Origin of the sequence: Mastigocoleus testarum BC008, from assembly GCF_001456025.1 — a bacterium.
GTDB classification, from domain to species: Bacteria; Cyanobacteriota; Cyanobacteriia; order Cyanobacteriales; family Nostocaceae; genus Mastigocoleus; species Mastigocoleus testarum.
The window spans coordinates 54,699-81,093 of sequence record NZ_LMTZ01000110.1; the positions used below are offsets into that span (position 1 = coordinate 54,699).

Annotated in this window: 20 protein-coding genes; 2 read left to right on the top strand and 18 right to left on the bottom strand. The window is 34.9% G+C overall.

Annotated features, from left to right (window positions below):
• The first annotated feature begins 446 nt into the window (after positions 1–446).
• Together BC008_RS49725 and BC008_RS52505 are read left to right on the top strand one after the other, a co-directional pair.
• Positions 447–785 (top strand): hypothetical protein, encoded by a 339-nt coding sequence (locus BC008_RS49725; protein WP_027844860.1) that lies wholly within the window; start codon positions 447–449, stop codon positions 783–785.
• 576 nt (positions 786–1,361) lie between these two features.
• Positions 1,362–3,182 carry a S8 family serine peptidase gene (locus BC008_RS52505; protein WP_027844861.1) on the top strand — a complete coding sequence of 607 codons (1,821 nt, stop codon included), beginning with the start codon at positions 1,362–1,364 and terminating at the stop codon, positions 3,180–3,182.
• Positions 3,183–3,311: 129 nt separating this feature from the next.
• Here BC008_RS52505 and BC008_RS27330 read toward each other — a convergent pair whose 3' ends face one another.
• The 18 genes from BC008_RS27330 to BC008_RS27415 all read right to left on the bottom strand — a co-directional run bounded on the left by BC008_RS27330 (position 3,312) and on the right by BC008_RS27415 (position 25,922).
• Positions 3,312–3,647, bottom strand: a complete 336-nt coding sequence (locus tag BC008_RS27330; protein WP_036266695.1) for a hypothetical protein — start codon at positions 3,645–3,647, stop codon at positions 3,312–3,314.
• A gap of 203 nt (positions 3,648–3,850) precedes the next feature.
• Positions 3,851–4,147: a hypothetical protein gene (locus BC008_RS27335; RefSeq protein WP_027844862.1), complete on the bottom strand. Its 297-nt coding sequence runs from the start codon at positions 4,145–4,147 to the stop codon at positions 3,851–3,853.
• An 89-nt stretch (positions 4,148–4,236) separates the two neighbouring features.
• Positions 4,237–4,473, bottom strand: coding sequence for a hypothetical protein (locus tag BC008_RS27340; protein WP_027844863.1), 237 nt, complete (start codon positions 4,471–4,473; stop codon positions 4,237–4,239).
• A 40-nt stretch (positions 4,474–4,513) separates the two neighbouring features.
• On the bottom strand, positions 4,514–4,813 hold the full coding sequence (locus BC008_RS27345; protein WP_027844864.1) for a hypothetical protein: 300 nt from the start codon (positions 4,811–4,813) through the stop codon (positions 4,514–4,516).
• Between the two features lie 319 nt (positions 4,814–5,132).
• Entirely contained in the window at positions 5,133–5,399 is a 267-nt protein-coding gene (locus BC008_RS27350) for a hypothetical protein (RefSeq protein WP_027844865.1), read from the bottom strand.
• A gap of 680 nt (positions 5,400–6,079) precedes the next feature.
• A complete protein-coding gene (locus tag BC008_RS27355) occupies positions 6,080–6,364 on the bottom strand; it encodes a hypothetical protein (protein WP_058184050.1) in 285 nt (94 codons plus the stop codon).
• A 62-nt stretch (positions 6,365–6,426) separates the two neighbouring features.
• Positions 6,427–6,729, bottom strand: a complete 303-nt coding sequence (locus BC008_RS27360; RefSeq protein WP_027844867.1) for a hypothetical protein — start codon at positions 6,727–6,729, stop codon at positions 6,427–6,429.
• A 168-nt stretch (positions 6,730–6,897) separates the two neighbouring features.
• Positions 6,898–7,146 carry a hypothetical protein gene (locus tag BC008_RS27365; RefSeq protein WP_058184051.1) on the bottom strand — a complete coding sequence of 83 codons (249 nt, stop codon included), beginning with the start codon at positions 7,144–7,146 and terminating at the stop codon, positions 6,898–6,900.
• 184 nt (positions 7,147–7,330) lie between these two features.
• On the bottom strand, positions 7,331–8,488 hold the full coding sequence (locus BC008_RS27370) for an LptF/LptG family permease (RefSeq protein WP_027844868.1): 1,158 nt from the start codon (positions 8,486–8,488) through the stop codon (positions 7,331–7,333).
• A gap of 114 nt (positions 8,489–8,602) precedes the next feature.
• Positions 8,603–8,941, bottom strand: a complete 339-nt coding sequence (locus BC008_RS27375) for a hypothetical protein (protein ID WP_058184052.1) — start codon at positions 8,939–8,941, stop codon at positions 8,603–8,605.
• 271 nt (positions 8,942–9,212) lie between these two features.
• The gene (locus BC008_RS27380) at positions 9,213–9,890 is read right to left on the bottom strand and encodes a response regulator (protein ID WP_027844869.1); all 678 of its coding nucleotides are present in this window, start codon (positions 9,888–9,890) and stop codon (positions 9,213–9,215) included.
• A complete protein-coding gene (locus tag BC008_RS27385) occupies positions 9,878–11,404 on the bottom strand; it encodes a sensor histidine kinase (protein ID WP_036266698.1) in 1,527 nt (508 codons plus the stop codon). Before BC008_RS27385 ends, BC008_RS27380 begins: the two co-directional genes overlap by 13 nt.
• A 238-nt stretch (positions 11,405–11,642) precedes the next feature.
• Positions 11,643–13,019 carry a hypothetical protein gene (locus BC008_RS27390; protein ID WP_058184053.1) on the bottom strand — a complete coding sequence of 459 codons (1,377 nt, stop codon included), beginning with the start codon at positions 13,017–13,019 and terminating at the stop codon, positions 11,643–11,645.
• 164 nt (positions 13,020–13,183) lie between these two features.
• Complete coding sequence (locus BC008_RS27395; protein ID WP_058184054.1) at positions 13,184–13,540, bottom strand: hypothetical protein; 357 nt, start codon at positions 13,538–13,540, stop codon at positions 13,184–13,186.
• Between the two features lie 16 nt (positions 13,541–13,556).
• Entirely contained in the window at positions 13,557–17,972 is a 4,416-nt protein-coding gene (locus BC008_RS27400; protein WP_058184055.1) for a CHAT domain-containing protein, read from the bottom strand.
• A gap of 107 nt (positions 17,973–18,079) precedes the next feature.
• Complete coding sequence (locus BC008_RS27405; protein ID WP_058184056.1) at positions 18,080–21,571, bottom strand: CHAT domain-containing protein; 3,492 nt, start codon at positions 21,569–21,571, stop codon at positions 18,080–18,082.
• 202 nt (positions 21,572–21,773) lie between these two features.
• On the bottom strand, positions 21,774–24,194 hold the full coding sequence (locus BC008_RS27410) for a HEAT repeat domain-containing protein (RefSeq protein ID WP_058183417.1): 2,421 nt from the start codon (positions 24,192–24,194) through the stop codon (positions 21,774–21,776).
• 246 nt (positions 24,195–24,440) lie between these two features.
• Positions 24,441–25,922 (bottom strand): hypothetical protein, encoded by a 1,482-nt coding sequence (locus BC008_RS27415; RefSeq protein ID WP_235595824.1) that lies wholly within the window; start codon positions 25,920–25,922, stop codon positions 24,441–24,443.
• Positions 25,923–26,395 lie beyond the last annotated feature (473 nt).

A 26,395-nucleotide genomic window follows, 5' to 3' on the forward strand; every position in this document is an offset into this window, starting at 1 on the left:
TTCGTCCCTTGGTTTCTAATTTACCCAGGGATGTCAGGGAATAAAGTGCAAGGTTTTTGAGACTATAAACATTATTTCCCTGCACTTGTTTGGCACAAAAAAGCTTAAAAAGCTTGTCTGTTATAGGTTTCAGTTTTATTCAGCAAACCCTAAGTAACATGTAGCGGATTCCAACTAAGTGGGGTACAGTTCAAAAACTGAAAGTCAGTTATAAAGCGGATTCTACTCCTGGCTTCTAAATTCTGCTATAAACTCAAAAAACAACCTCTAGTTAAGCTGAAGCACATTTAAATTGAATAATTCAATGCCTGTAATGCTACTAAATGCCAAGAAGCTTATGCTAGAGGTTTCTCACACAAAACTGAGTTAACAAATACTGAAGTGTTGCTTAATATTAAAGGTTATGATTAGCATTATTTCAGAAATAAATAGAGGATAAATTAATAATGTTCCATTTAGCAGAGTCAAATAATATTATAGTGTTTGCAATCACTGGCGGATGCTTTTGTGCTATTTTGTCTAGTGTTATCGACGATGTATTTGAAATATTTATTGTCAAAAATCGCACCATAAACATCAGAAAAATTTTAAGTAAATATACAATCTCAATTTTCACATTGGGACTTTTTTTGGGTCTAATATTTTATGCTTTTGCTCTGAAAGAGAATAAACCAATTCAGATGATTATTCTTTTTACAGTAAGCTTTGGACTGGTTGCTCCTATTCTGTCAAAATTAATCGTACTTTTTTATACCCAATTATTTTCTAAAAAACAAAACAGTTAGCCAACATATTAAAAAAATTGAGATAGCTTCATAAAACTGTTAACTAATAAGACTTACGCACGGACAACATAATTACAGTTATTACGATGCAAGAAAGTGGCTAAGCCAAAATACTTAATTTGGGATCCGTAACACTACAGTAAGCTAAATGCTAACGTTACGAATGTGTAAGTCTTGATTAAATATAAATAATGAAGAATTTGAAAAACTATCTTATGAAAATAAACAAATGGTATTTGTTGCGACCATTGGTTTCCCATTTGTCATTAGTAGAGACACTATGGCGTTGCATCAATACGAGATGATTCAAATATACGCAAAAAAATTTCTCCTTATTTATCAATTGTTTCAGCTTATGCAAATCTGCTTATCATCCTGAAAATATGCAACGCCGGCACTATAGCTGGAAATGCTGAAATTACTATTTTATTCAGCCCTTATCAATTGTTTGAATCATTTCCCAAGGAGAAATCAAAAATATTTTACTATGGTAACTGATTATCTATCTAAAAATAAATTTCGATTAGCGGCAAATATTTTATTTTTACAAACTATAGTCTAGTTAAAAATATTCAAATGAGTGGCAAAATAATAACAGAAGGCGATAAAGCATTAAAAGCTAATATTGCTCGCCAGCTTTTTAATGTTGATGGTACGGGAATAAAAATAGGAATTATTTCTACCAGTTTTAATTCACAAAAAACACTTTCAGATGATGTAATCACTGGTGATTTACCTGGAGCAGAAAATCCAGATGAAAGAACTACACCCATTCAAATTCTTCAAGATATTGGACAAGATTCTCCATTTGCAGATGACGAAGGTCGAGCCTTAGCCCAAATCGTTCATGATATGGCACCAGGTGCTGAGTTATATTTTCATACCTTTATTGGTGGTGAAGGTAAAAATTCTATCGATACTAATGATTCAAGTTATGCAAATGCAGTTAATGCACTTGTTGCTGCTGATGTAGATATCATCGTTGATGATGCTCAGTTTGCCACTACAATTTATCAAGATGGAAAAGCAGCACAGACCATAGATAAGGCTGTTTCTGAAGGGATTGTCTATGTTTCTGCAGCTGGTAATAATGCCAATATATCTTACGAAAGTAAGTTTCGTCCCAGTACCACTTTTTCTATTGGCGATACGACTTTTGAAGCTCATGATTTTGACCCAGGAAATAACGTTGATTTATTTCAAGACATTCGAGTATCTAAGAAAGGAAGTACTATTCAGCCACTTCTTACTTGGGATGAACCAATAGATAATACGAACTCAGGATATGAGATGTTTTTACTCTCTAGTCCAGAGCTTCCCAATGAAAATAATATATTAAGTGTCTCTACTATTCCTTCTAAAGAGGCATTAGACGATCCGTTACGACAACTTCTTACTTATTCTGCTCAACCAGATGAGGAACTATATCTTTTAATTGCTAAACAGGCTGATTCTACTTCTTCATCTAACCAAATCAAGTGGATTAGTACCGCTAATGGTTCTGATCGGAATACGGATTATGAATATATTGATGAAAACACAATCAATTCTACGGTCTTTGGACCAGCTAATGCTCGAGGTGTTATTGCTGTAGGTGCATCTGATATTGAAAATCCTTTAGAACCTAGAAAGTATTCCAGTACTGGTGGCGCACCTATTTTATTTGATTCAGAAGGTCAAAAACTTTCTCAACCAATTTTCAGAGAAAAGCCTCAGGTGTTTGCAACCGATGGTGTTGTAACTAATTTTGATACTGAAACTTCCTTTAATCCATTTAGAGGTACTTCAGCAGCAGCTCCTCATGTCGCAGGAATAATAGCTTTGATGTTAGAAAGGGCTGGAGGAGCAGAAAATCTTTCTCCTGAAGTGGTGCGTTCAGTGCTACAAGAAACAGGATTGCAACTCTCCTCAACGCAGACAAATGCACCCCTAGTTCAAGCCGACCAAGCGGTCATAAACTCTTTTAGCAGCAAGTATACAGGCTCCGAAAGTAGCGATTTGCTCATAGGTACTTCTGAAGCAGAGAATTTTTACGGACAGAAAGGAAATGATACTTTGTTGGGATATGGAGGTAATGACTATCTTGTTGGTGAAGAAGGAAACGATATTTTATTAGGGCTAAGTGGTAATGATGTCCTCGTTGGAGGTGAAGGTTACAACTTGCTTATAGGTGGAGAAGAAAAAGATACTTTTGTGCTAGATAATAATGGAACTGCACTGATATCTGATTTTGAGATAGATAATGACACTTTAGCAATTTCTGGGATAGCAGATAAATCAGATATTACTTTTTCTACATCAGACGATAATTTCACTTTTGTCAATAGTGGAGACAATACGCTGGCATTACTTTTTGATGTAAAGGCGAGCGATAATCTTAATATTTCATATATTTAGTGGTTCCTTATTTCCACACAAATTAACGCAACTGATACCAAATTCTTGTTATCGGTTGCGTTAGTTGTATTCGTTTAAATAAAGAAAAAATAACTTTCTACACCAGAATTATTCCCCGTTTTTTAGTTATTACTCTTTACAAACAGGAGCATAAAATGTGATCGTGTCTCCTACTCCTGTTAATCCCGTACCAGTAGATGTAGCAGAAAAACCTTTGAGGCGATATCCCCGATCGTAATATTTATTGATCTTGTCAATAATCTTATCTACGTTTCTTTCTTGATATAAAAATATGCAGTGTGCTTTATTTTTAACTGAATTGTCTGGTTTATCAGCTTTAACAATTGATTGAGATTGAGGCTGTATAGTGATTTCTACTTTAATCTGAGGTAGAAAAACCGATGAAACTATAACAACAAAAACACTAACAAAAACGAATGGCAAAAATAATATATACTTTTTCATTTGTTATGGTGTAATAACTACGTAACTTTTACATTAAAAATTATATTATCTACCTAAAAAATTATATTATCTACCTAATACTTAGAGGGGGAGAAAGTTTTTATGCTTATCTTGATTAGTTTTCAACAAGAAGGGAACAGGGAACAGGAGAGAAGAACGACCTGTTCACTGTTCCCTGAAAACTTTATTAGAGTTTTTTTTTATCAAAACCTCGATATTGCACCAACATTTAGAACTGAATCTATACTCCCACCTTTGACAGCTTCAATACTACCTTTGTGTATGAAAAAATTATAACCACCCTTGTTGATGAGAGTACCAACTTTATTCCCTGGAGCATCTACAAAATTAAATAGTGAACCTGATTGTTCCAAGCGGTAACTTCCATTTGCATATCCTTCCAAAAGTTCGCTTGCACCACCACCATGTACTTCTTGTTGTTGTTTACTAGTAATTTGGACTGTTGAGTTTATTAATTGTTTAATTTGAAGTGTTGCCATTGTTTTGCTCTCACTATGATTGTATTGAATATTACTCTGTAAATAGTTAAGCCCTGACTTTAACAATTTTTGAGTTAACTATCTGGAAATTAAACGGGAGATTGATAGATCTGATTATTAGAACCAATATCTATCTGAATATTAAACATAAAAGCATTTGCATTTGGAATATCTCCATAAGAACCCACTATATTTTCTTTGTTTTGTTCCAGTAAGTTAAACAATTCAGTGTTAAATCCACCTTTTACTTGTCTTTGTATCTGGTGATTTAGACTAATAGCATACTCATTAAAATTTAGATGAGCAATTTGAAGTTTTGCCATCATACTTACCTCTTAATTTTGATTAATTAACTAGACAAATACTTTATCCGTTGATTTGATGACTAGTGTTCCCAGAACTACCTGCTTCGAATACCGCGATATTGATGGATATTGATTTATCGTCCAAAATAGCACCTGTCAAGATGCGTGATGGGTCTGTATTTCTTAAAGCGACTATAACTGCTAATTCATTCGCATCTGGTAATCTACCACCACCATAAACTTGCTTAAGAATTGCATCATCTATTTTAGACAAATTATCCTGCCTTGTTTCCAAACGATGTAACTGAAATAAATGATCATGGTTCTTGAAGTTCAAAGGTTCGATTAGAATCTTTGACATTAAAATACCTCCTTTATTCACTCAGCAATGTAAACATTTTAACTACTAATAAAAAAGGAATATTGCTGTTAATAGTTAGCTTGTATACCCACACTATAATTACAGTAGGATGAAGGCGTTCACCTCCCTCCGATGTGGCGAAGTAGAACGCAATCATGGTAAGCTTTTATAAGCTCATGTAACTAATAACTCAGTCAAATAATTAGTAGTTATTTTGACGATAATTTTCTATGATTCAATGCATGAATTCGCAAATTAGGCTTAGGTAAAATTACAAAATTAATAAACTAGAAAGCTTTTACCTCTTTGTTATGCGGTTTTAAATCCCAGCAATAGTATCGGGTGCAAAAAACTCCTGATAAGCCAAAATTTGAGTTGGGTTGCTACCACCACTAGGAGCATTAGGCTGCTGTGTATTGCCACTTTGTAGAGTATTTAATCCTGCATGTAATGATAATATTCCTGTTCCTATTTGAGTAATTCCAGTAATTGTCTTGATAAAATTTCCACCGATGATTGCATGAGATTCATTTGGTGTCAATTCTTCAGTTCTAGAAACTAGTTGAGTCAATTTAATATCAGCCATTAACTACTTACTCCATTCATTAAATATTTGATTAACTACACCTCTGATGTAATTAACTTAATTCTATTAATTAAAAACTGATTAATCAATAATTTATTTAAAATGAATAAGACAAAAAATAGTGATATTATGTCTTTTCCCGATTGATATAAATTGAGCTATAACTTATTTTATGCAACTCTTTAATTATGCATATTATGATATTTTTTAAGCATAATGTACAATTTGCTCACAATAATTATTTGAATTTTCCTTGTTATATCATGTTATTACTCACGGTTCGCCCATTTAAAATCGAGTTAGAAAAAAGCTCAACGATTTAATCAAGGTGTTTGATTATAACAAAGATCCACTACTCCACCTTAATTATCAGATTAGATAAAAATAGAGTTTTTAGAGTTGGGTGATTGTTTGAGAAAAATTATTATAAATATTTCAAACCCTTACAGTAAATAGACTTTTCTGCTTTTTGGCTATTTCTCTAACTTCAAAAAAAAATGGGCGAAGCGGGAATTATTAAGCAACTAGAGAATAATTTTTATATGAACAAATATTAAAAAACTAGATAGCCATTTTAGAAGCATCTAGTTATATAAAATAAAAAATTAGTTATTTTTCCTGTCAACAAATAATTATGGGCAGGCTAGAGGAATCAATATTACAGCCTTGATTGATTTTACTTAGAACTTTTGTCCATCAATCGTTACTTGAGAATTACCAGAGGTTAAAACTTGGTTATTATTTTTGCGGCTTAAAATAACATTCAAACCAAAAGGCTTAAAATCTAAACTAGCAACTACCTCGCCGTTGATACTAAGACTGAATCCATCTGTAAAAGGAATTTTTGTAGCATGAAACTCAGTAGTTTTATCTCCACTAAAACCTCCTTTTACTTCTTCCTGTTTTAAATTATCTAGTTCATACGGAAAGCTGTTTCTATCTAGATTATAAATGTGCATAACCATGATATTATTCCTTGTGAATTGAAGATGTTTGCTCATGAAGCTAGATATGATTGGAATGACAACTAGAATCCTTGCAAAATTACCATAGTATCAGAACCACTAGCATTAACTTGATTAAGTACATTGCCATTATCTTTATAGGGAAGATAAACAAAACTTCCTGGAGGTGCGTTCACTTGATTAACGACTTTATTAATATCGCCAGCCTCAAAATGAACCACATTCATCGCAGAAACAGTTCCATTGTCATATAATCTCATAGAGTTTGTTGCCTTTAAGCCTCCATTAATTTTGCTTTGAGCTAATATATTTAACTCATTCAAAAAATTATTTGGATTCAAATCTAATTCTTGAAATTTGATCATTATTTGATTTGCTCTCAGTTAACTAACGAATGAAATAAATTTGATTAAATTTTACTCATCAAAAGATATTGAATCAAGAATATCTTTTGATGAAAATTTGTCACATACTGTCTTAAAAATCAACGAAAACAGCAATTCGAATATTTCCTAACAATTTATTAGCTAAACTTATCCGGGTAAAGGAATAGAACTGTCAATAACTACGGTAGAACCACCAGTAGCTACTACCTGATTTTTTAGATTAGGTGGATTACCTCCACTAAACACATTCTTTAATTCGGTTATTCTTGTCAGCTTTGTACCACCTGAATACGATAATGAAAGGAAGAAACCACCATTTACAGATTCTTGATCTAACACATCTAGTTCATTCAAAGCATTTACAGGTGCTAATTGAGAAATTTGAAGTGCAGACATTAATTTAAACCTCTTTAATACAATTGAGTCAAATATATAAATGCTTTGTTTCACAAATAATTTCGTGAAAAAGCAAACCTCTGATACTTATTAATGTCTAGTTATTCTCATAATAAGTCAATAATAAAATCTCTATTTTTAGGACATAATATTCCTTTTTATGTCTTGATTTTATTGACTATTTTTAATTCTTGCGCATTAGTATAAAATAACCAATAGATAAACCTAATAAATTGGGAAACCAAACTCCCCAAAATATTGAAATCGCCTGTGAAACACTTAAAGTTGTACTCACAAATTGAGCACAGCAATAAACTACAATAACAATTGCTGCAACAGTAAAGCTGTTATATTTTGCTTTTCTTTTTGAGTTTATTCCCAAAGCTGAACCAAGCAGGGTAAATATCATACAAGAAACTGGTGCAGCATACCTTTGTTGAATACTAATTTCGATTTCACGAACTTTTTTAGTATTTGCGGTATCTCTCACAAGTGCTAATCTGCGATATAGTTCAATAATATTCATCTCACGATGATCGCGATCGTCACTAGCATAATCAAAAACTTTTCTGCCTAAATTCAAGGGTAATTGTTCGAATTTACGGGTACTAATATAATCACCCTCTGGATTCAATATATTCGAAACACCAGAAAATAATTGCCATTTTTGTTGTTTTTTATCCCATTGTGCGGAACGAGCAAGTATTATTTGTCTGAGTTGTTTATTTTTAAATTTAAGTAAGGTAATTTCGAGCATTTTTTTCCCATCAAAACGCTCAGCGAAAAATAGTATTTTTAAATGTTTACGATTTTCTTCAGTTTCAAATTCCTGATAGATAATTTCCTTTTTGTTATATTTAGCTAGTTGAGTCCGATCTACATTTAATTCCCGCTCTAGATTTATCGCTGCTTCGTAATTTGCAGGAGGAACAATCACTTCCTGAATAGTAAACATAAATATCATTGCAACACAGGCGATCGCCAATGAAGGAATGCTGAGACGATACAAGCTAATTCCAATACTTTGTAGAGCAATAATTTCATTTTTACTAGATAACTTCTGATAAACAAGAAGATTAGAGATTAATAAAGTAAATGGTAGAACAATGCAAATAAAAGCCGGTAGTTTTAACCAATGAGTATATACTGCGATCGCAGTAGATAAATCTTCCTCAATTGCAAATTTGATTTCTTCAAAAGATATACCTACGACTTCTGCAACAATAGAGCAAATAACGACACTGAAAAAGAATTTTGGAATTAGCTCTTTAATAATGTATCGATCTAAAAGAGTAATCCTAAAATTAATTCTAAAAAACAAATCTACTAGTCTCTTTATCATAAAAAATTAACTTTGAGAAAGTAAAGTATATTTTTCTTTCTCAAAGCAATATTTAATTTTACGAATCAATTAAATTGTGAAAACATCAAAAATCAAGAATTGCTGTTGGGACAGTCAAGGGGAGAAAGGATTACTAGTAAATATAGTTGTACCACCAGAACCATTAGTAACAGTGAAAGTACCGTCAGGATTTTCAGTAAGGGTAGTATCACCGTTAGGATCTTCAAGAATAACAGGCTTACCATTAGAATCTGGTCCAATAAGAGCGCCATTCACTTGAAGAACGGCATCCCCATTAGCAGGTTGTACGGATGAGCCATCATTAGTTACAATTTGATTGCTACTACTGACTGTATTTGTACTGCGAGTAGTTCTTTTACTATTACTTGAAGTGCCACCGCTACAAGAAGCTAGGATTATAGATATAAATACTACTACAAATATTTTCCTCATTATATCCCTCGAAACAATAGAATTGAGAATATCAAAACTTTCGCTCTATCAAAACTTTCGCCATAGCACATGGTTATAGTAAATGACTATATAATTTTATGCCTTGCTAGCATTTAAAGCAAAATATATCATAGTACAAAAGCAGTAGAAAAAATAGGCATTACATATTTGAAAAAATAATTAATCGCCAATGCCAAAAAATCATTTGCTCTGAGAAATGGATTCTTCTAAGATATGGTTGTGAAATTCTTTTTTGCGATCGAACTTAAATTTAAATTAATCCCTCTCTTACTGCTTTTGCTGCTGCTTGAACGCGATCGTCCACACTTAATTTATTAAGAATATTCCGCACATAAGATTTAACTGTTCCCAAAGAAAGATATAGTTGCTTGGAAATTTCTGGGTTTGACATTCCTTCACTAATCATTTGTAGTACTTCTCGTTCGCGATCGCTCAATACAGGAACTGGAGAGTCACCGATAGCAGGTTTTGGTGAAGGAGTGACCGTTGATTTAAGCATAATAGCTACTTTGTAAGCAATTTGAGGGTCGAGGTAAGTTCCACCACCTTGAATTAAGCGTATAACTGCTAGCAATTGAGGCCATTCAATAGTTTTGAGACAGTAACCATCTGCTCCAGCTGCAAGCATTGCAATTACTTGACTGTCTTCACCAAAAGCACTTAGGGCTATAACCCGAGGAGGATTAGCCCCATTTTTAATTTCCTGGGTAGCTGTGATACCATCAACTACCGGCATATCGATATCCATCAGCACCACATCTGGGTTGATTTCATTGGTCAATTGAATGGCTTCTTGTCCATTTTTAGCTTCCCCAACAACCTCAAACTCTTTTTCTAAGCTAAATTGTCCTTTCAAACCCAGACGTATGAGATTATGATCCTCTGCAAGGAGAACGCGAATAGGTGAATTTTCTCTCACTTCAGACATGTTGTTTCTTCTTGTTTTTGTTTTAAATCCGACCTGGATCGCACTTCTTGTACTGGTAGAGTGAAACAAAACCTAGTTCCTTTACCAACCTTACTTTCGACCCGAATAGTTCCTTTATGAGCTTCTACGATTTGGCGACAGAGGTAAAGTCCTAAACCTGCTTTTCCTTTTCGACCTCGTCCCTGAACAAAACGATAAAATAATTTGTCTTTGTCGCGATCAGGTATTCCAGGACCTTCGTCATGAACGCAGACCTCAACTTGTTGGGAATTGATCGCTTTGACTTCAAGACATACTCTTTTACCCGGTTCGCTCACCTGCACTGCATTATCAAGTAAATTTTGTAATACTCGTCTGATTTCGACAATGTCGCCGTAAACTACTGGTAATGATGGTGGAATCTTTTGTAATAACTGACACTTTTTTTTGGTTACAGCGTGATTTGAAGATATAACACGACCGAAAAGTTTTTCCCAATTTAATGGTTCTCGATTGAGAATTTGACTCAGTCCAGCTTCGTAACGGCTAATGTCCAATAGAGTTTCGAGAAGTTTAAGTAAATCGTTATTAGCCAGGCGGTATTCTTTTAATAACTCTTTTAAGGTGTCGTTGACGGGACCAAATGCACCTCCCAATATTGCATCTAGCGTACTGCGATTTGCTAAGAGCGGAGTGCGTAAATCGTGAGATAATGTGCCGATTAAATCTTCTAAATGTTGGTTGCGTTGTTGAATGCGTTCCTGACGAGTACCAATATCTCGAGCCATAGCATTGAGTACTTCAGTCAGTCTACCGATTTCGTCGGGAGATAAATAGTTGAATTGAGTATCTAATTTTCCTGCTCCCCAGGATTGACCGACCTCGGTTAACTGCTTTAAAGGAAATTCAATTCTTCGGCGCATTAGTAAGATATTTATTCCAACTCCTGCTAGAACCACAATGATATTAAATCCCCTTAAACCCATATCGATTTGATTTAGTAGATTCAACTTTTGCTGATGTTGTGTCAAAAGCTTTTTTTCATAGTCGAGTATACTCCTAACAGAGACTCTTAAGGGTTCCACAGAGTCTTGTTTAACTAAATCATTCAAATTTAAAGAACCATCGAAGACTTTTTGAGTTAATTGAACTTTCCAACGAGCGTAAAAGGTTCTAATTTCATCTATTTGTTTAATCTGGAAGGAATCTTCTTGCACTAACTCTGACAAACTAGCTATGCTATTGCGAAACTTATCTTCTCCTCTGCGATAACTTTTTAAACTGGAATCATCACGATTCATGACGTAATCTCTTAAGGCAATCTTCTCTTCTAAAATTGCTCCTAGTAGATGTTCTCCTTCACGTTTTATTTCTTGACGGCGATTGACTAAATTGACATTTTGTTGTTCGGAAGCTTCTACCATAAAACTTACAGCTTCCTGTCCTAGTAATAGGACTGTTAATATTGCAAGACTGGTGTAGAGTGGCGCAAATAAGTGAGTTTTAAGGAAAGGCAGCTTAAAAGAAGGTAACATGATTGCTGACTAAGATAATAAAAATCATAAAGATACTTGGATATATTTAATATCTTCCCAAGAAAAGGGAACTAAAATACCAAATTGGTGCAAATTAAAAATATTTAAAAAACCAGATTGGAGCTGATTATTGATAAAGCTACATTATTGGCGAATGCTAAAAAAATATACTTAAGAAGTATATTTAACAGATAAATTCAAACTTTTTGCTTAAGTATGAGATAATTTCAAGCCCCGTTCATTTTTTAGAGCTAGAAGCTTTATTTTCTCTCCACACAGTTAACCACCAACCCAATAAAAGACAAACTCCAGTAGCTAGTACGCTCCAAAACAAGGAAGATACAATGGGATGAACTGGATATTTAAAATTAATTGTTGGTGCAAAGGGTTTATCGATATGTTGGGTGATGATTCCTGAAGCGATCGCACCACCACCCAAACCGATACCAACTATTTGTACTGTTTTTTCTAAGGAACGGTCGCGTCTAGTTTGTTCGATTTCAACAATTCCGCGAATAGATTCGATCAGTTGCTCAAATAGATTTTGACCGGAAGTCAGATAAGCTAGGTCTGTATTAATTTGTTCAATAAAGGTATCTTCAGCTAGCTCCACAAAGTTAGATAAAAAATCTAAATCATCTTCGAGCCAAATTTGTTTCATTTTGCCTAGATATAATTTATAGTTTTTAACATTAGTTTTAATGGTATTTTTATGTAACTCTAAATCCCTGAGGTAGCGAGCATAATTAAAAGATGTTTTTGGTATTTCATCTAACCATTGCTCAAATTCTTTTAACTTTTCAGCTATAGGTTTACTTTTTACTAGATTAAATTTATTTACTCTCTCTTCCAACTTGCTATAAAATGTTATTGCTTGTTGATAACACCACCTAGCTTGTGAATGGGCGTACATAATTTTACTACGGCAGTTCAAAATATCAATTAAAGGATAATAATATTCCCCAGCTTCTTCTAAGTCTGTAGTTTGTGGGTTTATGTTTAACCAAATTAAAATATGGCACTGTTCTCTAGGATTAACAGCATTATTGTTATATTCAAATATAGGGCTATTTAATAATTTTCCCTGTTCCTGACATGAAAGTTCTAATTGCTTGAATTTATCTTCAGATATTAAAGCTTTTACACAAGTATCAGCATACCTGTAATAGTTATCAATTATTCCTACAGGTTGAGCAAAAAAGACTAAAGTTTGCCCTAAGGAAGCATCAATATTAGTTGGAAGTAAACAGTTATTTTGATTTAATATTTTTAAATTATTAGTTTCTACTTCTGGATGTTTACAGCGGAAAGTTAAATCTAGAGCGTAAGTATCGTGAATTTCTAAACGGTTAACTTCTCCACTTAAATGAAGATTATTTTCATGTTTAATCGCTGTAAAAGTTATAATATCTTCATCTGATATTTTCCCCTTATTATCTAGTGGTAAATTCTCCAGTTTAGGAATTCCCAAAATTTTACCTATTTCTTGACATTTTCGCCACAGATGAGCAGCATTTTCGAGTGAATTTTTGTGACCTTGGGCTAGGTTATGGCGTAGATGAAAGGCGTAAAGTGTGAGTTTGGGATAAGCAACCTTTACTTTTGGATAATCCATTATTTTGTGATTATAAGTCGTATATAATAACCGCCTTGGACTTACAGTCCAAGTCTAATAGCAGAAGTCCATTTAAATGGACTAAGGTTTTTCTAGTCTTATTTATAAGACTTATGCTATTAGTCTGCGGTTTGCAACTGCAGGTGAACTATCGAATTTGCAAATCAAATTTTACCGTTATTTTTCTTCTCATCCACTTCAGTCGCTGAACTTTGTTGAATTGCGTTAAGTAAAGTTCTTTTATCCAGTTGATATTTAGGAATCTTAGAATTAACTTTAGTGCTTCCCGGTCCTCTTGAAGTGACTTCATTTGTAGTAATTTCCTCAAGGTCTGCTAAAGCATCATCAATGCGTGGATGTTCTGCACACCAATCTGAAATTGCATTAGAAAGGGATTTCATATCATCAGATTGAGAATTTATTAATTGGAATGTTTCAGCTTTTTCTTTTTTCGAAAATAAGTTCGGCTGATTTTTTAGTAAAAAAATAAAATTGTTAATATTTAATTCATAATCAGACATTATATTAATTATCCTCCTATTTTCCAATTGCGGTAAATGCAGCCCAATGAAAAGGTGAATTAAACGGTTTTTCTAAATCTATTTTTCTAAGCTGACGGCGTATTTTTCCTTTCTTTGTAGTATCTAAAGGTAAATTACTCGCCCATTCCTGTAAATCCTCATGAGTTGCATTTCTCAGCCAAGCTTGAGCTTTATTCAAGGCGACAGGTACAGAGATATCTTCTAAGTTTTTTAGATTTTGAATAAATTTAATCATTAAAAAAGATGTTGATAAATCGCTTACTGTCCATAAACTACTTACTACACTTGAGCTACCAGCATATAGAAAACCACTAGGTAAACCGATGTATTCATCACTGGTATTCTGGAAATCAATTAAGCCAGTTTCACAAGCAGAAAGGACGACAAGGCGACACTGATTCAGGTTGAAATCTTGTTCAAATAAATTACCTAAAGTCAGACATTTACTTAAATCTAATTTACTATCTTCATAGCCTCCTGCTAATAGCAAACAAGAATTTTCAGGTGAAATGAAGTTAAATGTAACGTGACAGGAAAAGTGGAGATAATTCGCTTCTTGAAGTTGAGAGGAAGCTTGAGATAAAGCAGTTTGAGTTGCTTGCTTTTTTTGTAAAACTTCTTTTTCACTAAACAGGGATGAAATAGTTTCTACTTCTAAATCGGTATAGAGTAAATCTTCTGTAGGGTTTTGAACAGCGAATAAGGATTTAAAATTAGGGCGTTGTCTTAAATTTATTTGTTGCAGTAGTTGACAACTGGGTGCATAACTTACACCATCTGAGAAGCGGTCGCATAAGAAACCACCGTTAGCTAAAGGTAGTGCATGAAGTGGGAAGAGATGTAGGTAGTTATGGGGAATGAGGATAAGACGAGAATAATTTTCTGATATTAGCTTGAGGATATCTTCTATATGTAAAATTTGAGCAAGATAATTGAGGCGAGAATCGAGAGTATTTATCCACTCGGTTTTGTTTTGATAATATCCTGATAGATACTTATTCACCCAGTCTATTAAAGTTTGCAATTCATTAGTGGATAAAGATAGTTGCAACTTTTGAAGATTATTACAGCTAATAACAAAAGTTTCCAAGCTTGTACCGGTAATGTACCACTCAATAACGGCTGTATTTCTATCTAAAGTTGCTTGAAATTCATTGAAACTGAAATTCGAACCAACAGGTAAAGACTTATCCTGTAAGCTCTTCCTTTGTTGTCGTAATTCCTGCAGATGTTGGGCTAAAGCCGTAAAATTTTTAGCTGTACCATTTTGGATTCTATCTTGTCCCTTGGCTATTTCATCTCTGAGTCGATCTAATTGAATAACAACTTCTAGGGAAAAAATGGTTTTAGAATCGCGTTCGAGGATAAGTTCAACTAGGTTACGGGTTTTGCTACGTTCAATATATTCAATTGCTTGGGTATCTTCTCCTAACTCCAAACATACTTCCACCATGCGACGATAAAGTTTATTCCATTTCTCGGCTTGCTTCCGTTTGCTTTCTTCACCAGAAATAATTTCACCTCGCAATAACTCTACGATCGCAATAGCTGATTCACAGGTATTGTAAGCAAAAGTAAACCTACCTGCATCTTGGTAAACTATACCCAGGTTTTCTAAAGTTTCTGCATGCTTTTGAGGGAAAGCTTCACGGGTGTAGACTTGTAAAGCACGATTGTAGTAATCAATAGCTTTTTCAATGTTTTCGGCTTTATCTCCTATTATCCTCTCCCAGTAAGCACTGCCTAAATTAGATTGGATCAAAGCCCAATCTTGGGGAAAAGCTTCCTGGGTAATAACTAACAAAGCACGATCACACGAATCAATTATTTTTTCAATGCTTTCGGCTTTCTCTCCTACTATTCTCTTACCATAAGCAACACCTAAATTATTTTGGGTTAAAGCCCAATTGTGGGGGAAAGCTTCACGGGTGTAAACTTGCAATGCATGATTGCACGAATCAATGGCTTTTTCAATGTTTTGTGCTTTATCTCCTATTATTCTTTCCCTATAAGCAGCACCTAAATTATTTTGGGTTAAAGCCCATTGTTGGGGAAAAGCTTTCTGGGTGTGGACTTGCAATGCACGATTGTAGGAATCAATGGCTTTTTCAATGTTTTGTGCTTTATTTCCTACTATTCTCTCGTTGTAAGCAGCACCTAAATTATTTTGGGTAGTCGCCCAATTGTGGGGAAAAGCTTCCTGAGTATAGACTTGCAATGCAAGATTACACGAATCAATTGCTTTTTCAATGTTTTGTGCTTTATCTCCTATTATTCTTTCCCTATAAGCATTACCTAAAGTAATTTGGGTAATCGCCCAATCTTGGGGAAAAGCTTCGCAGGTTATAACTAGCAAAACACGATTGGACAAATCAATTACTTTTTCAATGTTTTCGGCTTTATCTCCTGCTATTCTATGTCTGTAAGCAACGGCTAAGTTATTTTGAGTCCGAGCCCAATCGTGGGGGAAAGCTTCTTGGGTGTAAATTTGCAAAGCAGCATTGTAGTAATCAATGGCTTTTTCAATGTTTTGTGCTTTATCTGCTAATATTCTGCCCCAGTAAGCAGTACCTAAATTATGTTGGGTCATCGCCCATTTTTGGGGAGAAACTTCACGGGTTATAACTAGCAAAGCAGCATTGTAGGAATCAATTGCTTTTTCAATATTTTGTGCTTTATCCCCTACTATTCTGTTATCGTATGCAGTACCTAAATTATTTTGGGTAGTCGCCCAATCTTGGGGAAAAGCTTCTTGAGTGTAGACTTGCAATGCACGATTGTAGCAATCAATGGCTTGTTCAATGTTTTCGGCGAAATCTCCTACTATTCTGTTACTATAAGCAGCACCTAAATTATTGTGGGTCCTAGCCCATTGTTGGAGGAAAGCTTGTTGGGTGTAGACTTGCAATGCACGATTGTAGGAATCAATGGCTTTTTCTATATTTTCGCTTTTATCTCCTACTATTCTTTTACTGTAAGCATTGCCTAAATTATTTTGGGTACTAGCCCATTGTTGAGGAAAAGCTTCACGTGTGTAGACTTGCAATGCACGATTGCAGGAATCAATGGCTTTTTCGATATTTTCGACTTTATCTCCTACTATTTTGTTACAGTAGACATTACCTAAATTATTGTGGATTCCAGCCCAATTTTGCGGAGAAGATTCCTGGGTTATAACTAGCAATGCACGATTGTAGGAATCAATAGCTTTTTCAATGTTTTGTGCTTTATCTCCTACTATTCTGTTGCTGTAAGCATTGCCTAAATTATATTGGGTTTCAGCCCAATCTTGGGGTAAAGTTTCACTAGAAAGGAATAGCAAAGCACAATTGTAGGAATCAATGGCTTTTTCTATATTTTCGCTTTTATCTCCTACTATTCTGTCACTGTAAGCATTGGCTAAATTATATTGGGTCATCGCCCAACCCTGGGGGGAAGCTTGACGGGTTCTAACTAGCAATACACGATTGTAGGAATCAATGGCTTTTTCTATATTTTCGGCTTTATCTCCTACTATTCTGTTACTATAAGCATTACCTAAATTATTCTGGATCTGAACCCAATGTTGGGGAAAAGCTTGTTGGGTGTAGACTTGCAATGCACTATTGTAGGAATTAATAGCTTTTTCAATGTTTTGTGCTTTATCTTCTACTATTCTCTTACTGTAAGCATTGCCTAAATTATATTGGGTCATTGCCCAATGTTGGGGAAAAGCTTTGTGAGTGTAGACTTGTAATGCACGATTGTAGGAATTAATAGCTTTTTCAATGTTGTCGGCTTTATTTCCTACTATTCTGTCACTGTAAGTATTGCCTAAATTATATTGGGTTCGAGCCAAATCTTCGGGGAAAGCTTCACGGGTGTAGACTTGCAGGACTGTTTCATAGCTAGCGATCGCAATTTCTATATTGGTAGCTTTATCACCCAGAGGAAACTCCTGAATCAAATTACCAAAATAAAAAATAACCCAAGCAAGAGATTCAGCAGCATCTGCTTCTTCTTGTTCAAAGAAACTTGTTCCCCAAAGTCGTAAGATTCCAGCGAAAACATTGTCAAGTTTATCTGTATTTGCTGCAAGTAATGGGTAAATAACCTTCCCAGCATTTTTACTTTTTAGTATTGCTCGTAAAATTTCTTGTAAAAATTGTACATAAACTTGTTCGGTTCTCGGGGAGGAGTTGACATTTGGATTCAATACCGTTTGTAGTGCATTTCCCAAACTTCCCAACCAGTTGGCGGTATTTTCATCGCCTTTCTCCGACATCATCTCCGCCATAGATTCCACAAACTGCAAAAAATCAGCATCAAGTAAATCTAGATTTCTCTGTAAAATTTTCGCTTGTTCTGTAATAGAACAACTCAGCAATTGTTGAATTAGGTTAAGATAAGCTTCCTGACGCTGTTCGTCCATGGTCAGTAGGGAAATGAATACACATTAATGTTATTCAGTTTCCTTACCCTAGATTTCGGATGTTATCTCAAAGGATCTGCGATCAAACATCATAATTAATAATTTTTCTATTTCCCAATTGCAGTAAATGCAGCCCAATGAAAAGGTGAATTAAACGGTTTTTCTAAATCTATTTTTCTAAGCTGACGGCGTATTTTTCCTTTCTTTGTAGCATCTAAAGGTAAATTACTCGCCCATTCCTGTAAATTTTCCTTAGTTGCATTTCTCAGCCAAGCTTGAGCTTGATTCAAGGCGACAGGTACAGAAATATTTTCTACTGCTTTGAGATTTTGAATGAATTTAATCATCAAAAAAGACGTTGATAAATCGCTTACAGTCCATAAACTACTTACTACACTTGAGCTACCAGCATATAGAAAACCACTAGGTAAACCGATGTATTCATCACTGGTATTCTGGAAATCAATTAAGCCAGTTTCGCAAGCAGAAAGGACGACAAGACGACATTGACTAAGGTTGAAATTTCGTTCAAATAAATTACCTAAAGTTAAACATTTACTTAAATCTAATTCATCGGTTTTATTTGCACCTGCTAATAATAAACAAGAATCTTGAGGTGAAATGACGTTAAATGTACCGTGACAGGAAAAATGGAGATAATTCGCTTCTTGAAGTTGAGAGGAAGCTTGAGATAAAGCGGTTTGAGTTGCTTGTTTTTTCTGTAAAACTTCTTTTTCACTAAACAGGGATGAAATAGTTTCTACTTCTAAATCGGTATAGAGTAAATCTTCTGTAGGGTTTTGAACAGCAAATAAGGATTTAAAATTAGGGCGTTGTCTTAAATTTATTTGTTGTAGAAGCTGACAACTAGGAGCGTAACTTACACCATCTGAGAAGCAATCGCACAAAAAACTACCACCAGCTAAAGGTAATGCATGAAGAGGAAAAAGGTGTAGGAAACGATAGGGAATAAGGACAAGACGCGAACAATTTTCTGGTATTAGCTTCAGGATATCTTCTATTTGTAAAATTGTCGCAAGTTGAGTTAGACGAGAATCGAGACCACTTATCCACTCGATTTTATTATTGTTATATGCATTTAAATACTCATTAATCCAATTTTCTAAATCTTGTAATTCATGAGTGGATGTATATGAGTTCAATCTTTTGACGGTATCACAAGTAATTATAAAAGTCTCCAAACCTTCATTCGTAATGTACCACTCAATGACAGCTGTATTTTCTTTTAAAGTTGTTTGGAATTTCTCAAAATTGAAACTTGAACCAACAGGTAAATACCTCTCTTGTAAATTATTCTTTTGTTGTCGTAACTCTTGAATATATTGAGCTAAGGCTGTAGTATTGTCGGTTGTACCATTTTGGATTTTATACTGTCCCTTAGCTATTTCATCTCGCAGTTGTTCTAATTGAGTGACAACTTCTGACGGAAAAATAGTTTTAGAATCGCGTTCGAGGATAAGTTCAACTAAGTTACGTGTTTTACTACGTTCGATATATTCTACTGCTTGGTTATCTTCTCCCAATTCCAAGCACACCTCTACGATGCGCTGATAAAGTTTATTCCACTCCTCAACTTGCTTGCGTTTGGTTTCTTCACCATAAATAACTTCACCCCCCAATAACTCTACTGTCGAAATGGCAGATTTATAGGTATTGTAAGCAGAAGTAAATCTACTTCCATCTTGGTAAATCATGCCCAGGTTGAATAAGGTTTCTGCGTAATTTTGAGGAAAAGCTTCATGAGTTCTAACTTGCAAGGCAGCATGGAATGCTTGAATGGCTTTTTCAATATTTCCTGCCTTCTCTCCTTTGATTCTTTCACTGTAAGCAGTAGCTAAATTATTTTGTGTTGCAGCCCAATCCTTGGGGAAAGCTTTACGAGTTCTAACTAGCAAAGCAGAATTGAATATTTGAATGGCTTTTTCAACATTTTCGGCTTTATCCCCCTTGATTCTGTTTATGTAGGTACTGCCTAAATTATTTTGCGTCTTTGCCCAATCTTGAGGAAAAGCTTTACGGGTGTAGACTTGTAGTGCGGTATCGTATGATTGGATGGCTTTCTCAATATTTTCTCCCCGATTTCCTACTATTCTCTCACAGTAACCTATGCCTAAATTATTTTGAGTCATTGCCCAATCCTTGGGGGAAGCTTCACGGATTCTAACTAGTAAAACAGAATTGAATATTTGAATGGCTTTTTCAACATTTTCGGCTTTATCCCCCTTGATTCTGTTTATGTAGGCACTGCCTAAATTATTTTGCGTCTTTGCCCAATCTTGAGGAAAAGCTTTGTGGGTGTAGACTTGTAGTGCGGTATTGTATGATTGGATGGCTTTCTCAATATTTTCTCCCCGATCTCCTACTATTCTCTCACAGTAACCTACGCCTAAATTATTTTGAGTCATTGCCCAATCCTTGGGGGAAGCTTCGTGGGTTCTAACTAGCAAAGCAGAATTGAATATTTGAATGGCTTTTTCAACATTTTCGGCTTTATCCCCCTTGATTCTATTTATGTAGGCACTGCCTAAATTATTTTGCGTTTTTGCCCAATCTTGGGGAAAAACTTGGTGGGTGTAGACTTGTAAAGCAGCATTGTAGGAATCAATGGCTTTTTCAATATTTTCTCTCCGATCTCCTAATATTCTGTCAGCATAAGCAATCCCCAAATTATCTTGGATCATTGCCCAATCTTGGGGAAAAGCTTGGTGGGTGTAGACTTGCAAAGCAGCATTGTAAGAACCAATAGCTTTTTCAATATTTTCTCTCTGATCTCCTAATATTCTGTCAGCATAAGCAATCCCCAAATTATCTTGGATCATTGCCCAATCTTGGGGAAAAGCTTGGTGGGTGTAGACTTGCAAAGCAGCATTGTAAGAACCAATAGCTTTTTCAATATTTTCTCTCTGATCTCCTAATATTCTGTCAGCATAAGCAAGCCCCAAATTATTTTGGGTCATTGCCCAATCTTGGGGGAAAGCCTTGCGGGTGTAGACTTGCAAAGCAGCATTGTAAGAACCAATAGCTTTTTCAATATTTTCTCTCTGATCTCCTAATATTCTGTCAGCATAAGCAAGCCCCAAATTATTTTGGGTTCGAGCCCAATCTTGGGGGAAAGCTTGGCGTGTTTGAACTTGTAAAGCGGCATTGTGGAAATCGATAGCTTTTTCAATATTTTCTCTCCGATCTCCTACTATTCTTCTACAGTAAGCAATGCCCAAATTATTTTGGATTAAACCCCATTTTCGGGGGAAAGCTTGACGGGTGTAGGGATTAAGTAAGCTTTCATAACCTGTGATCGCAATTTCCATGTTGCTAGCTTTATCACCCAGAGGAAACTGCTGAATTAGATTACTAAACTCACCAATAAATACTACGATATATTCTGTCTTATTCGCTTCTACTTGCTCAAATTTATAATTTACCCAATACCGCAACATTTCAGCGAAAATATGATTGAGTTTATCTATATTTGCTTTAAGTAATGGGTAAACAATCTTTGCATTACCGTTACTTTCTGCTGTCGCTTGCAACGCTTCCATTAAAAATTGCAGATAAGCTTCCTGACGCTGTTCCTTCATATCAGCACGGAAATGAATACACCTTAATCTTATTCATTTCCTCTACGACGAATTTCGGATTTCATATAACGTTTTCACTGCAAATGTTCATCGAAGACGTCCCTGGAAATTAGTGGACAATCCCAAACCCTGGTGATTGCTTTCTCCCTTTGGGAGACCCTGCGCTGACACTTCGTTCGCAATGACATGATGTAACTTACCATTAGCGATCGCTTTGCACGTACTCTACAGACCGATCGCCACTAACTTCCAGCTGATGCAAACCAGCCAAATATTCCGCCAAAGGATTGATAACAAAACTAATTAAATCTTTCTTCTCACCACTACTACGAATCAAATTCAGGTGATGTTCCAAATGATTTAACCGACTTTCCGCATCATTTCCACCCAAAGCATTTAACGCAGTTTCCCGTGTAATCGGTTCTGGCTTATCATTCTGTCTAAAACATTCCCAAGCAATAGTTTTCGCATCTTGATGAATGTTATGATTATCCGATTGATTCTCAACCACATTGTCATTGAACTCGTTGAGGTATGACAACATCAACTCAAAATTAATTGAATCCTGTTCATTTAAGTTAGCGACCCTAGGAATTTTCAGCGCCGGTACATGTATATTTTTATCTGCTTCAACTTGAGTTATTTCTAATTTCTGGGCTTGTTTGAGTTGTTTCTGGGAAGGAATAATATTTTTCCTAACCCACGCACTCATGATTCGACGTCGAGATTTAAACAAACTAAACAAGAGTAAATCCCGAGAACGCATATATGCACCACCAATTTGCTTGGGAAGTCGAAACTCGTAGCGTTGCAAAAACTTGTTGATTTTCAGTAAAGATAGAGGACTTAACCAGTAAATAATCAACCACAAAGATAGAAAGAAGAAAAGATAAGATGATGAACCTAAAATAAAAGGATGGGAAATCAACCATTTCCAAAAGAGGTCATTTCTTTTTTCTTGGAGAAATAGCAAAGGCTTTTGCAAACTATATATGGAGCGATTGGAGAAATTATTTGCAGGTTCTTGGATTATTCTTGCAGCTTTGTTTAAGTGAGGAACGACTTGATTTAATTCCGATAGAGATATGCGATTGTTCACCGCTTTATCCCTAATAATGGATGCAATATTCTCTACCGCAGCAGCACCATTGGAGCGAACAACTACATTTTCATCTTCCAATAGTTGAATTAGTTGTGGTAGTACCAGTGTTGCTGATTCACCAATTTTCCCCAGAACATTTGCTGCACTCGAACGGATGATAGCATCCCGATCTTGAAGCATTGGAGTTAGGGGAGATAAAGCAGGTGCAGCTTGTTTTCCCATACCCCTCAAACCATTAACAGCACTGTAGCGTACGATTAAATCCTTATCTTTGAGAAGTTCAATTAGTTGAGGAACACTTTTTGCTGCTGACTCTCCGATTCCTCCCAACCCAATAGCAACACTGGAACGAACATATGAATTTTTATCTTTGAGAAGTGGAACTAATTGGGGTACGCTTTGTTTCGCTTGAATTCCAAATTTTCCCAAAGTACTAGCAGCAGTTCCACGCACACCTGGATCTTTATCCTTGAGAAGTTTAATTAATTGGGGAATGCTTTGTGTTGCTGACTCTCCAATTTTTCCTACAGCATTAGCAGCACTGGAACGAACCTTGGGATCTTTATCTTTGAAAAGTTTAATTAACTCTGGAATTGCAGGTTTAGCTTCTTTCCCGATTTCTCCCAAGGTTTCAGCAGCGTTAGAACGAACATAGGGATCGGAGTCTTGAAGTAATTTAGTTAATGGTATTACAGCCTTTAGGGCTTTTTCTCGGAATTCTCCTAAGGTATCAGCAGCACTAGAACGAACATCTCCATCAGAGTCTTGAAGCAACTCTATCAATTGGGAAATTGCAGGTGCAGCTTTTTCTCCTATTTCTCCTAAAGCGATTGCAGCACCATAACGCACTATAATATTTTCATCTTTGAGCAGTGCAATCAACTGAGGGACACTTGGTGCAGCTTTCTCACGAATTTTTCCTAAGGTACTCGCAGCACTATAACGTACCATCACATCCCAATCCCTCAGAAGCTTAATCAATTCTGGAACCGCAGGTTCAGCTTGTTCTCCAAATCTTCCCAATATTTCAGCTGCACCACCCCGTATTTTTGCATCTTTGTCCTTGAGGAGATTGACAAATATTGATGCGGTATCTGAATTTTTTGATTTTAGTCGCCAATTTTTATCTCTAAGTAAAATAATTGCTCTACGACGTACCTGTGAACTTGGATTTTTTAAAGCTTGAATTAAAGTATCTACAACGCGATCACTAATAGTATGAATTATATTTTTTAGCTTTAGTCTAACTTGTGAATTATTTTCTTTTAAAATAGTATCTACTACTTGGGGAACTGCATATTTTTCAATTCCTTTTAATATTTTAATACTTTTTTCTCGTTCGGTTTTATTATCTGCATCTAATTTTTCAACCAAATTAATAATTTCTATCTCTTGGGGCTTTTTTGCCAAAGTATTTTCAGCCGATAATAATAATATAATAAATATGAATACTAAACCACCAATGAAATTTATGCTCAAATAAATCCTTGTTATAAAGTCTTTCCAAGTGTTTTTAATCATTAACATTACCCTGTATATCCATTCTTTCCATAGTAATGAAAATACATTAATAATTAAACATTTTTTTATACTTATTACCTACAAAATAAATACCTAATTTAAATCTTTTTATCAATGACAAATTTTACTGTAAATTTTAATAATTGTAGGGTGGATTACCAATTTTATCTGTAACCCACCCAGTGTTTTATTGATTATCTAGATGAAAATTATTTGTTACCAAAGCCAGGAATAAATCCTAATAATCTAAACTTCAACAGGTTTAACAGGATAATATTCATCCTTGTTATAAATGCTGATAATACTTTCACCAACTTCAAAAAATATTCCTTCCTTCTCTGCTGAAGAGAACTGTAAGTCTGGATATTTCGTGGCTAATTCAGTTGCAGTTAAAGCCGCAGTTCTCATTCCTTTTGGTAACACTCCAGTGGAACCCACATGTAATACTAAAGGAGAAATTTTATCTCGGTAAATCTTTTCTGCATATTGCTTCAATTGAGTTTGTGCTTTTCTCATTGCAACAAGTATTTCCTGCTTGTCAATTGATTTACCTTGATTTCTTTTTTGTAGCAACCGCATCAAATCCTTCGCACCAACTTTAGACAAAATAGCAGTAGTCTTACCGTTATCTTCTATTCCTATAAAGTCATCAAAGATTGGCTTCATGAAATCATCTACTTTTGTAATTTTCATCCGAGATGATATAGATTTTTGACGACATGCGATATTGTTTTCAAACAGAATATTAAAGTTAGGTTTAGATAAAATCTCCCCAGTTTCTGTATTGTAAACTTGATATCTTCTCTCCAGGAATTTATTTGCAGAATACAATTTAAATAAATTGAGAATTTCTTTGCTACCAATATCAATTCTCTGGCTCTTACGAATATCTAAAAACTCGAAAGATTTCGTTTTCGGAAAATTAAGATACAGGTTGGGAGAAATATAATTTTTTTGCAGTTCTGTTAACTGTTCTGGGACAAAAGTATCCAAATTAGTTTTTAAACAAGCAGAAAGAATACTAGAAATCACTTTGATTTCTGCTAACCGCTGGAATAAACCATCGATTTTACGCTTTTTCTGCTTTAAAGGTACTATTGGTAAACCATCAAGTTTGATCGTATACTCACTATCAAAATCAAATGTTGTCGCAGGTAGATTATCCTTTTTTAGTACACCCTTTCTTTGCAGTAAGTCAAAGAGCTTTTTACTACTAATTTTGACTTGTAGCGATCTAACATTTACTTGCCCATTTTTCACAATAGTATAATTATTGAAAGTCTTCAGATCGTTTAATAGCAAACCTGCAACTTCGAGCGCGATAGTTTCATCCTCTGCTTTAATTAGATGAACTCTCTGTTCTACCAAAAGATTAATCGTAGCTGTATTATGGTTAATGACAAATTTTCCCATATCAACATAATTGCTATTATCAATGGGCTTTGTTTTTAACCAAGGTTCAGTTAAATTACCATCTTTATCACGATAACCGATAAACCGCTTCACAGTTTGTCTACAATAATCTTCTCGTAATTTAGTAATATTGAGAATAATCCGTTCACGATATTTTTCTAAAATTTCCATCACCTCAACAATCGAGATTTGAAGAGACTTATCTTGATATTTTATGACTTGATTTTCTGCAATCTGATTTTCTGCAACCTGATTTTCTGCAACCTGATTTTCGACCAAGTCAGTAACCGCATTTTTTGATGAATTCTTAACCATAACAATCTCTACCCAGTCAGAGTATGAAGTAATTTGTACTATTTGGTTTTGCAATATTTAGTTTTTAAAGCTTTGTCTTCAGTTGTGAAATGGCTGAAAAATCTGATTCATTCTCACAACCATAGTGCATGACTTTATCAATAACTTATGAGAAATAATTCATGAGGAATAAATTATGACTAAAAATTACGTTGCAATATTCCTCACTCTGCTAGTTCATTTCTGCATCCCTACAAAAGTGACTTATCTTGTATGAGAACAAATATCACAAACAAAAAATATGTAGGGGTACAGGAGCAAAAAACACAACTCCACTTTTTCTTACACCCCCATCTCAAACTCATATCTATATAGTACAAAAATACTATAAAAGTGTCAAGTAGTTATTCTCTACAGGATCTAGCTATAAAATAGGTGTAAAAAGCATCTTACTCCCAAATCCCAACTCCTGACTCCTGACTCCTGACTTCTTA

Coding starts and splice junctions, on each gene's coding strand:
- BC008_RS27360 (WP_027844867.1), bottom strand. CDS start 6,729: ATGATCAAATTTCAAGAATTAGATTTGAATCCAAATAATTTTTTGAAT.
- BC008_RS27335 (WP_027844862.1), bottom strand. CDS start 4,147: ATGGCAACACTTCAAATTAAACAATTAATAAACTCAACAGTCCAAATT.
- BC008_RS27370 (WP_027844868.1), bottom strand. CDS start 8,488: ATGATAAAGAGACTAGTAGATTTGTTTTTTAGAATTAATTTTAGGATT.
- BC008_RS27365 (WP_058184051.1), bottom strand. CDS start 7,146: ATGTCTGCACTTCAAATTTCTCAATTAGCACCTGTAAATGCTTTGAAT.
- BC008_RS27405 (WP_058184056.1), bottom strand. CDS start 21,571: ATGAAGGAACAGCGTCAGGAAGCTTATCTGCAATTTTTAATGGAAGCG.
- BC008_RS27410 (WP_058183417.1), bottom strand. CDS start 24,194: ATGATTAAAAACACTTGGAAAGACTTTATAACAAGGATTTATTTGAGC.
- BC008_RS27355 (WP_058184050.1), bottom strand. CDS start 6,364: ATGGTTATGCACATTTATAATCTAGATAGAAACAGCTTTCCGTATGAA.
- BC008_RS27385 (WP_036266698.1), bottom strand. CDS start 11,404: ATGTTACCTTCTTTTAAGCTGCCTTTCCTTAAAACTCACTTATTTGCG.
- BC008_RS27415 (WP_235595824.1), bottom strand. CDS start 25,922: ATGGTTAAGAATTCATCAAAAAATGCGGTTACTGACTTGGTCGAAAAT.
- BC008_RS27380 (WP_027844869.1), bottom strand. CDS start 9,890: ATGTCTGAAGTGAGAGAAAATTCACCTATTCGCGTTCTCCTTGCAGAG.
- BC008_RS27395 (WP_058184054.1), bottom strand. CDS start 13,540: ATGTCTGATTATGAATTAAATATTAACAATTTTATTTTTTTACTAAAA.
- BC008_RS27375 (WP_058184052.1), bottom strand. CDS start 8,941: ATGAGGAAAATATTTGTAGTAGTATTTATATCTATAATCCTAGCTTCT.
- BC008_RS52505 (WP_027844861.1), top strand. CDS start 1,362: ATGAGTGGCAAAATAATAACAGAAGGCGATAAAGCATTAAAAGCTAAT.
- BC008_RS27390 (WP_058184053.1), bottom strand. CDS start 13,019: ATGGATTATCCAAAAGTAAAGGTTGCTTATCCCAAACTCACACTTTAC.
- BC008_RS27350 (WP_027844865.1), bottom strand. CDS start 5,399: ATGGCTGATATTAAATTGACTCAACTAGTTTCTAGAACTGAAGAATTG.
- BC008_RS27345 (WP_027844864.1), bottom strand. CDS start 4,813: ATGTCAAAGATTCTAATCGAACCTTTGAACTTCAAGAACCATGATCAT.
- BC008_RS49725 (WP_027844860.1), top strand. CDS start 447: ATGTTCCATTTAGCAGAGTCAAATAATATTATAGTGTTTGCAATCACT.
- BC008_RS27400 (WP_058184055.1), bottom strand. CDS start 17,972: ATGGACGAACAGCGTCAGGAAGCTTATCTTAACCTAATTCAACAATTG.
- BC008_RS27340 (WP_027844863.1), bottom strand. CDS start 4,473: ATGATGGCAAAACTTCAAATTGCTCATCTAAATTTTAATGAGTATGCT.
- BC008_RS27330 (WP_036266695.1), bottom strand. CDS start 3,647: ATGAAAAAGTATATATTATTTTTGCCATTCGTTTTTGTTAGTGTTTTT.